The organism is Chloroflexota bacterium (genome assembly GCA_016197225.1).
Lineage (GTDB): Bacteria > Chloroflexota > Anaerolineae > Anaerolineales > VGOW01 > VGOW01.
Window position 1 is genome coordinate 1 of the sequence record JACPWC010000004.1, and the last position, 8,460, is coordinate 8,460.

General features: G+C 59.4%; 8 protein-coding genes. All 8 read left to right on the top strand.

Translation table 11 applies throughout. The annotated features are described in order from the left end of the window. Positions 1–133: 133 nt before the first annotated feature. Positions 134–409: a hypothetical protein gene (locus HYZ49_00590; GenBank protein ID MBI3240780.1), complete on the top strand. Its 276-nt coding sequence runs from the start codon at positions 134–136 to the stop codon at positions 407–409. A 63-nt stretch (positions 410–472) separates the two neighbouring features. Further along, on the top strand, positions 473–2,320 hold the full coding sequence (locus HYZ49_00595) for an SWIM zinc finger family protein (protein ID MBI3240781.1): 1,848 nt from the start codon (positions 473–475) through the stop codon (positions 2,318–2,320). Positions 2,321–2,844: 524 nt separating this feature from the next. Then, positions 2,845–3,729, top strand: coding sequence for a hypothetical protein (locus HYZ49_00600; GenBank protein MBI3240782.1), 885 nt, complete (start codon positions 2,845–2,847; stop codon positions 3,727–3,729). Further along, positions 3,720–5,195 (top strand): hypothetical protein, encoded by a 1,476-nt coding sequence (locus HYZ49_00605; protein ID MBI3240783.1) that lies wholly within the window; start codon positions 3,720–3,722, stop codon positions 5,193–5,195. Before HYZ49_00600 ends, HYZ49_00605 begins: the two co-directional genes overlap by 10 nt. 2 nt (positions 5,196–5,197) lie before the next feature. Next, a complete protein-coding gene (locus tag HYZ49_00610) occupies positions 5,198–5,494 on the top strand; it encodes a 4Fe-4S binding protein (protein MBI3240784.1) in 297 nt (98 codons plus the stop codon). Continuing rightward, positions 5,491–6,852: an NAD(P)/FAD-dependent oxidoreductase gene (locus HYZ49_00615; protein MBI3240785.1), complete on the top strand. Its 1,362-nt coding sequence runs from the start codon at positions 5,491–5,493 to the stop codon at positions 6,850–6,852. Before HYZ49_00610 ends, HYZ49_00615 begins: the two co-directional genes overlap by 4 nt. A gap of 9 nt (positions 6,853–6,861) precedes the next feature. Next, entirely contained in the window at positions 6,862–7,212 is a 351-nt protein-coding gene (locus HYZ49_00620; GenBank protein MBI3240786.1) for a hypothetical protein, read from the top strand. A 36-nt stretch (positions 7,213–7,248) separates the two neighbouring features. Further along, on the top strand, positions 7,249–8,460 hold a 1,212-nt coding region (locus HYZ49_00625), incomplete at its 3' end, for a cytochrome c3 family protein (protein ID MBI3240787.1).

Below are 8,460 nucleotides of genomic sequence, written 5' to 3' on the forward strand. Positions count from 1 at the left end.
CGATGGGAATTTTTAACGCCAAGCCGCAAAGTCGCCAGGGCGCAAAGAAAAACCTGTTCATTTCTTGGCGGCTTCGCGTCCTTGCGTCCTTGCGTTAAGGGTTTTCACATCAAACCTTATCAGGAATAACATTATGACGCTCCCCAACCGCGTCCTCGCGATGGGAATTTTTAACGCCAAGCCGCAAAGTTGCCAGGGCGCAAAGAAAAACCTGTTCATTTCTTGGCGGCTTCGCGTCCTTGCGTCAAGGGTTTTCACATTCAATCTTGTAGAGCCGGAAAAAAATCTGCGTTCATCTGCGCGCTTTGCGCCCGCGTCCTATTTCACGTTCAAGCCGGGAGACCCTCAAAAACTTTGGCGGGCACTCCATTCCCCAAAACAACTACCGGGCGAACAAAAACTGTCGTAGAATCCTCCTCGCAAGCCAAAGCGCGGCTTCCTCACCCTCGCATACCACCGGAAGGCCACCCTAATGAAAGCCCACGCTCCCCTCCCCAAAATCACCCTCTCCATGATCCACGCCGGCGCCGAGCCGCAAAGCTTTCAGCGCGGCGAGGCCTATTACGAAGACGGCGCCATCTCCAACACCAGCCTCCGGGGCAACGTGCTGATGGGCGACTGCGCCGGAACTTCTGCGCCCTATTACCGGGTGCAAGTAATGTTGGACGAGGCCGGTATCGAAGACGCCACCTGCACCTGTCCTTACGAGTTCGGCGGCTACTGCAAGCACATCGTCGCCCTCTTGCTCACCTACGTCCACCACCCCAAACGCTTTGCCGTTCGTAAGGAACCAGACGAGTTGCTGGCCGATCTCTCGCGTGATGATCTGGCCGCGCTCCTGACCAATCTTTTGCGCGAGCGACCTGAGCTTTACGATCGGGTCGAGGCCGCCCTGGCCGTTCCGGCAACCAAAGGCAAGGCGGCCAAAACGAAACGCAAAAAGGTGGACGCCGACATTTATCGCCGCCAGATCGCTGGCATCATGCACAGCCTCGATGGAATGAGAATGTCGGAAGCGTACTGGCACGTGGGGGGCCTTGCCAACGAATTGCGCCAGGTAGTGGACTCGGCCATGAAGTTTCTCGACGCCGGGGACGCCGACACGGCCCTGGCCATCCTCCTCACCCTCCTCGAAGAATCCAGCCGGGGCATTGAGTACCTCGACGACTCGAATGGCGAACTGGGCGATTTTGTCGGCGAGTTGGGCCAGCCGCTGGCTGAAGCCGTTCTGAGCCTGGACTTGAGCGCCGTCGAGAGAACCAAGCTGGCCGACAAGCTGACCAAACTCGTTAATTACGCCGCCAGTTACGGAATGGACGGCAACTTGCATATTGCCATTCAGGCCGCGAAGCGTGGCTGGGATGACTTCCCTTCAGACACAACGTCCAAACACCGGGCCGCCGACGAGGATGAATATGACGACGAGTGGGACGACGAATCGGAAGACGACGATTGGGAAGATGAAGAGGGCGAGTATGAAGCGAATGACGGAGGCTGGCCGGGGTCGCCGCCGCGCGGCGATCTCACCGAAGCCAAGCTGAACGTGCTACAACGCCAGGGCCGCACCGACGAATATCTGGCGGTGTGCCAGAAAGCCAATCGCCACTTGCGTTACGCGATCAAGTTGTGCGAACTCAAGCGCCTGCCTGAAGCCATGAAATATGCCGGGAAGCATCTGGAGTTTGCCGACGAAGCTCAACAAATGGCCGAGCAATTGCGCGCTTCCAAACACATTGACGAAGCGATTGAAATCGGCGAACGCGGCCTGAAGTTGAAAGGCTCAAAGGTCAGATTGGGCGAATGGCTGGGGCCGGTGGAGGAGGCGCAGGGGCGAAACAAACAGGCGTTGGAGGCGTGGCTGGCGGCCTTCCCGGAGAATCCCTCTCTCGAAAAATACAAAACCATCAAACAACTCGCCGGGACACGATGGGCTAAATTGCGCGATGAAGTCATCCAACAGACACGCAAAGGTTATAACACACAAGTGCTGGCCGAAGTTTTCCTGTTTGAAGAAGAATGGGATGAGGCGATCAAAGTGGCCGAAGGGCGGGATGTCTGGTATCCGGTTGTGGAAGCAGTGGCCGACGGGGTGATCGAGCACCGGCCAGAGTGGGTGGCCCGAGCCGGCGTCAAACATGCGGAACGGCTGATGACCGAACCCAAAAGCAAGAATTATCCATTTGCCGCCGGGTGGCTCAAACGGGCCAAGAAGGCTTACCAACATCTGGGGCAAACACAGGAATGGAAATCTTATTTGCAGAAGTTGAAGGAGAAGTACAGCCGGCGGCCGGCTTTGATGAGTCACCTGAAGCGACTGTAGAGGAAACGGCACTACCTCAGGCGGGCCGAACGAGTCGGCGTTGAGCGGTTGCAAATAGAGTCTTCTTCTGGCGCTTGCGGCCATTGAGATGCGTTCGGCGCACTCGCTCAAAAGCAGTCAGGGTCTTTCAAAAATTAGAAAGAGCCTGACTGCTTTTTGGTTTAACGGCTCTTCCGGGTTTAACGGGATTTTTTAACGCAAAGCCGCAAAGTTGCCAGGGCCCAAAGAAAAACCCATTTGTTTCTTGGCGGCTTTGCGCCTTAGCGTTAAGGGTTTCACACTCAATCTGGTAGAGCCGGTTTAACGATTGTGCAAGTGACTAGTTCTTTCAACGACAAGAACTATTACATTGTCACCTCTTCCATCACATCCATAACTTTCCTTGTCAATTGAGCGACTCTTTTTCTAAGGCGCTTGAAATTTAATGTGCCTGCATCGTCCAAGCCGCGTTCATCATCAGTCGCATTCCGTCTAAATCAATACACAAAGCCGTCGCTTTTCTGTACGATGAGGCTCATCAAACCATGAACAAATCACTCAACCTTAAACTCTCAAGCGCCGCCCGTCGTGTGGGCGCGGGCGGAAGCGCCAAAAGCATGGACGACTCTCGCGAGTTGAAGATCAGCCTGCTCGTGTGCCTGATGCTCAGCGGCGTGTATGTGATCTACGAATTGGTGGCCGAGCCGGGCGGCGGCCAGCCCTTTGGTCATTCGCTGGGCGTCATCGGCACCCTGCTCATGGTCTCCACCGAAGTGTTGTACAGCCTGCGCAAACGCGCCGCCTGGTTCCGCTTTGGGCCGGTGCGCTACTGGCTCTCAATTCACATCTTCACCGGCATCGTCGGCCCATTCATGGTGCTGATGCATTCCGCCTTTGAATTTAAAGGGCTGGCCGGGTTTACGATGGGCGTTGCCGTGTTGGTAGTCGCCAGCGGCTTCGTGGGGCGGTATCTGTACACAGCCATCCCCCACTCCATCGCCGGGGCCGCCACTTCGTCGGCGGAGCTGGCCGCCCAAATCAATCAAATTCAAGAAGCGATCAACCAGTTGGCCGACAAGCGCTCGGCGGCGGTGCAGACGTTGGTAATGGCCGACGCCAAACGCCGGCGGCGCGCGCGCGGCGACTGGTCGCTGGTTTTTCTTCGCGGCTGGGACGACTGGCAATACCATCGCAACCTGCGCCGCCAGATTCGCAAACTGGAAAAATCCGAGAAGCGCAAGCTGGGCGATGTTGAGCGCCTGTTGAACCAGCGCCGCAACCTGGAGCGGCAGATGCGGATGATGCAGGCCGCGCGCCGCCTGTTGAGCGTCTGGCACATCGCGCACGTGCCAATGGGCGTGGTGCTCTTCGGCTCCGCCGGAGTTCACATTGTCGCCACCGTCGTGCTGGGAGCCGGTTTATGGCGTTAGGCCGCCAACATCCGGTGCTGTCGCCGGTGGGGTGTCTGGGCGGGCTAATGTTCATCATCGGTGTGGCGGTTGCCCTGTTCGTTTCCGGCGGCGCGATCTTCAGCCCCGGTGAACTCACCGCTTACGCCGCCCAGGAGACGCCGATCCAGGGCTTCAAAGCGCACGCCGAGTTTGAGAACAATTGCCTGGAGTGCCACGAGCCGCTTCACGGCCTCACCACCGAACGATGCGAAAGGTGTCACACTGACGTGAACGAACAACGAACTACCGGAACCGGCCTGCACGGCGGCATGACCAACACCGACGTCGCCGACTGCCAGTCGTGCCATCGCGATCATCAGGGCCGCGAGTTTGACCCGAACGCGCTGGCCCTCAAAAAATTTGATCATGCCGCCATCGGCTTCAGCCTGGCCTGGCACTACGTTGACTACGACCAATCGGCGATGAAATGTGAGGCCTGCCACACCGAGACCACCTTCACCCTCGACGCCGGCTCGTGCGTCAATTGCCACCTGGGCCAGGATGCAACCTTTGTGGCCGCGCACACCGAAGCCTTCGGCGTTCAATGCCTGGCCTGCCACGACGGCGTGGACAAGATGCACAATTTCGATCACGCTCAAACCAGGTTCCCGCTCGAAGGCAAGCACGCCGCCGTTAACTGCGCCGACTGCCACACCGCCAGCGTACCCGCGCCAGACACGGCCATCAAGTGCGCCGCCTGCCACAATGAGCCGCCGGTTCATGCCGGCCTGTTCAGCGCCGATTGCGCCGAGTGCCACACACCCGCCGGCTGGAAGCCGGCCAAACTCGGCGAGCAGGCGGCGTTCGATCATGCCGCGACCGGTTTCCAACTCGTCAACCACTCCCGCAACTACGACGGCTCAACCTTTGCCTGCCGCGACTGCCACACGGCTAACGATTTCTCGTTCACGCCTCAAACCTGCGCCGACTGTCACCGGAATCGCGATTTGGCCTTCATGACCCGGCACGTTCAACAATACGGCCCCAACTGCGCCAGTTGCCACGACGGCGCGGGCAATATGAAGAACTTTGATCACAACACCGTCTTCATCCTCGACGGCGGGCACGCCACTCTGGACTGCGCCGCCTGCCACGTCAATCAGCAATTCAAAGGCACGCCCAAAGAATGTTCGGCCTGCCACCGCGAACCGGAAGTGCATGCCGGAGTCTTCGGCCTCAAGTGCGACTCGTGTCACACGACGACGGCCTGGGCGCCGGCCCAGCTTGTCCAACACATCTTCCCGCTCGATCACGGCGGCCAGGGCGAGATCGCCTGCGCCACCTGCCACACCAACACCTATACCACTTACACCTGTTACGGTTGCCACGAGCACGACCCGGCCAAGACTCAGGATGAGCACCAGAACGTGGACCTGGGCAACCACGAACTTGACGACTGCGCCGCCTGCCACGCAACCGGCCAGAAACAGGAAGGGAGCAACTAACAATGAGCTTCTTTAAAAATCTCTTTGGACTGACCCCGGCCCCGGCAACGTTTGAAGGCGACCGGCGAGTGATCTCCGATCCCATGCGATGTGTGCAGTGCGGCGTGTGCGGCTACAACTGCCCGGTGGGCATCATGGTGCGCGATTACGCCCGCATCGGCCAGATGGTGGACGACCCCAACTGCGTGCAGTGCGGCCAGTGCATTGACGCCTGCCCGCGCGGCACCCTGCGCTGGAACACGCAAAACGAACCGCAACTGGCTGCCATGATCATGGCCGAAAGCGAGTTGACCCGATGACGCGCTATCTCATCATTGGCAACGGAGCCACCGGGGTCACCGCCGCCGAAGAAATTCGCGCCCACGACCGGCAGGGCCGGATCACTCTCATCAGCGCCGAGCCGTATCCGATGTACTCGCGGCCCGGCCTGGCTTATGTGATCATCAACGAGATTCCCGAAAAGCAAGTGATTGCCCGGCGACCGGAGTGGTACACCCGGCAACAGATCAAAGTCGTGTACGGAAGCGTCACTAAAGTGGAAGCCGCCTTGCGCCAAGTGGCGCTGGCCGACGGCAGACGCCTGCCTTACGACAAGCTTCTCATCGCCACCGGCGCGCGCGCCGTTCCGCTCCCCTACCCCGGCTCAGAACTGGATGGCGTCGTCTTTCTCGACACGCTCGACGGCACTCGCGAGCTAATCAACAAAGCCAAAGCGGCCAAACGGGCCGTCGTCATCGGCGGCGGCATCACCGCCCTGGAAATGGCCGAAGGGCTGGCCCATCACCGCCTCGACACCCATTACTTTGTTCGCAAGTCTACCCTGTGGTCAACTGTGTTCAACGACGTCGAGTCCAAAATGCTCGAAGCGCGCATGATCGAGCACGGCGTCAAGATTCACTACAACACCGAGATCGCCGAAGTGCTGGGCGACAAGCGCGGGCGGGTGGCGGGCGTAAAACTGACCAACGGCTCTATTTTCAAGTGCGACCTGGTCGGAGCCGGGATCGGCGTCAAGCCGCAACTCGATCTCATTCGTGGCACGCCCATCAAGACCGATCGCGCCATCCTGGTCAATGAATACCTTGAAACCAGCGAGCCAAACATTTATGCCGCCGGCGACTGCGCCCAAATCTGGGATCGCTGGACACAGAAGCACACCCTGGACGTGCTTTGGCCGACGGCCATCGCCGCCGGGCGCATTGCCGGAGCCAACATGACGGGCAAACGCCTGCCCTACCTGAAAGGCACGCCCTTCAACGCCTGCCTGCTCTTCGGCCTTCATATCACCGCCATCGGCCAGCTTGGCGGAACGCGCGATGAGGCCGAGCCGGAAATTTTTCAGCATCTATCACGCGGCGCCTCAGAAATCTGGGCGACCCAGCCGCGCGCCTACGCCAGCGCCTGGTCGCAGTCTGGCCCGAACACGATCCGCCTGGCGCTGAGCGGTGAACGACTGGTGGGCGCGCTCGTCGTCGGCGAACAAACTCTGGCCGACCCACTGCGCGATCTTATCGAGCGGCAGGTGGACATTCGCCCGATCCGTTCCCACCTGGAGGCGGGTGGCCCGGCAATGAATCGGGCGATCAAAAAATTCTGGGAAGGGGCGAGGGCGAAACCGCCGGCTGGAGCGGCCCTGTCAACCCTGTCGCCTTATTAAGGAATAGCCATGCAACGTTTACTCATTGTTGGCCAGGGCAACTTGTTCGACGAAGGGCTAAGGCGGCTGTTGTCATCCGAACAAGCCGACCTTGAGGTCTTACGCATCATTTACCGGGGCGAGGCGGATGTTTTGCAATGGCTCACGGACTGGCGGCCCGGCACTGTAGTGTTGTTTGAAGGCGGGCCGTTGACGGTAGGCCGGCTGTTTGAATTGAGCCAAAGAGCGCCCGGCCTGGGGAACTTGAGGGTGATCACGATGCTGGCCGAAATCAGCGTGGTTGAGGTTTACGAGAAACAACAGGTTTCAACAGTCGAAGGTGATGACTTGTTTGAATTGATTGAGGATAAGAATGTGTAGCCTGCCCCCAGGCTTGAGCAAGGAGAGGAGCAACTCATGATCTTACGCCAACGATTAACGTTTTTACTCACTATATTGATCGCCCTGACGCTAATTGCGGGTAGCGCGCTTTCGGCCATGGCCATCTTTGCGCCGTTCTACGCGGGCGACCCGCTGTTTCCGATTCAGCGCTGGGCCGAGGAGGTGCGATTTTCACTCGTCTTCGACAAGTTTGAGCTGGCGAGTCAGCTGATCGATCTGGCCGAGCTTCGGCTGATGGACCTGGGGGCGCGGATCGGAAGCGAGCATGAGTTGTTGGCTCTGCAATATCTTGACGAGGCTGTGAACGCGGCGGTGGTGGCCGTGGACGCCGTCCCGGCTGAACAGGCCGGGCCGCTATACGCCCGCCTGGCCCGGCTGGCGGCTAACATCCAGGCCGTGCTCGGCCAGTTGAGGGTGGTGCCGGTGACCCAACCTGATATTTACACCAGAGCCAGCGTCAAAGCGGCTGTGTTGCTGGAGATCACCAGCGGCAAGTCTGCCGACAAAGCTTCCAGCGTCGCCGCCATCAATATTTCGCCGGCCACAAACAATGAGAGCAAAGGAGCGACCACAGCCAGCAGTGACGGCTCGCTGGTCGTGATCCCGCCACACGGCGTGCCCTTCCCGCCCAATGCCAGACCTGGCTCTCATGCGCTCTTCCCGCTCACCGGCCAGCATGCGGTAATTGCCTGCGCGAGTTGCCACGTCAACAATGTTTATCGTGGCACACCCAGCCAATGCGAGACGTGCCATGCGCAAGTCAAACCCGTCAATCACTTTCCGGGCGCGTGCGACACCTGCCATACCACCTCTGCCTGGAAACCAGCCACCTTCAACCATACCGGCTTCACGGATTGTGTGGCCTGCCACACCAAGAACAAACCGGCCAACCACTTTGAAGGCCAGTGCTCGACGTGTCACAGCACCACCGCCTGGAAACCGGCGCTCTTCGATCACACCGGCCTGACGGACTGTGTGGCCTGCCACACCAAGAACAAACCGGCCAATCACTTTGAAGGCCAGTGCTCCACGTGTCACGCGACGACGGCCTGGAAACCGGCCACCTTCAACCACACCGGCCTGACGGACTGTGTCGCCTGCCACACCAAGAACAAACCGGCCAATCACTTTGAAGGCCAGTGCTCCACGTGTCACGCGACGACGGCCTGGAAACCGGCCACCTTCAACCACACCGGCCTGACGGATTGTGTCGCCTGCCACACCAAG

What these genes read in the sequence shown, in the direction of transcription:
- HYZ49_00610 (MBI3240784.1), top strand. Translation starts at nt 5,198, where the DNA reads ATGAGCTTCTTTAAAAATCTCTTTGGACTGACCCCGGCCCCGGCAACG.
- HYZ49_00595 (MBI3240781.1), top strand. Translation starts at nt 473, where the DNA reads ATGAAAGCCCACGCTCCCCTCCCCAAAATCACCCTCTCCATGATCCAC.
- HYZ49_00620 (MBI3240786.1), top strand. Translation starts at nt 6,862, where the DNA reads ATGCAACGTTTACTCATTGTTGGCCAGGGCAACTTGTTCGACGAAGGG.
- HYZ49_00590 (MBI3240780.1), top strand. Translation starts at nt 134, where the DNA reads ATGACGCTCCCCAACCGCGTCCTCGCGATGGGAATTTTTAACGCCAAG.
- HYZ49_00615 (MBI3240785.1), top strand. Translation starts at nt 5,491, where the DNA reads ATGACGCGCTATCTCATCATTGGCAACGGAGCCACCGGGGTCACCGCC.
- HYZ49_00605 (MBI3240783.1), top strand. Translation starts at nt 3,720, where the DNA reads ATGGCGTTAGGCCGCCAACATCCGGTGCTGTCGCCGGTGGGGTGTCTG.
- HYZ49_00600 (MBI3240782.1), top strand. Translation starts at nt 2,845, where the DNA reads ATGAACAAATCACTCAACCTTAAACTCTCAAGCGCCGCCCGTCGTGTG.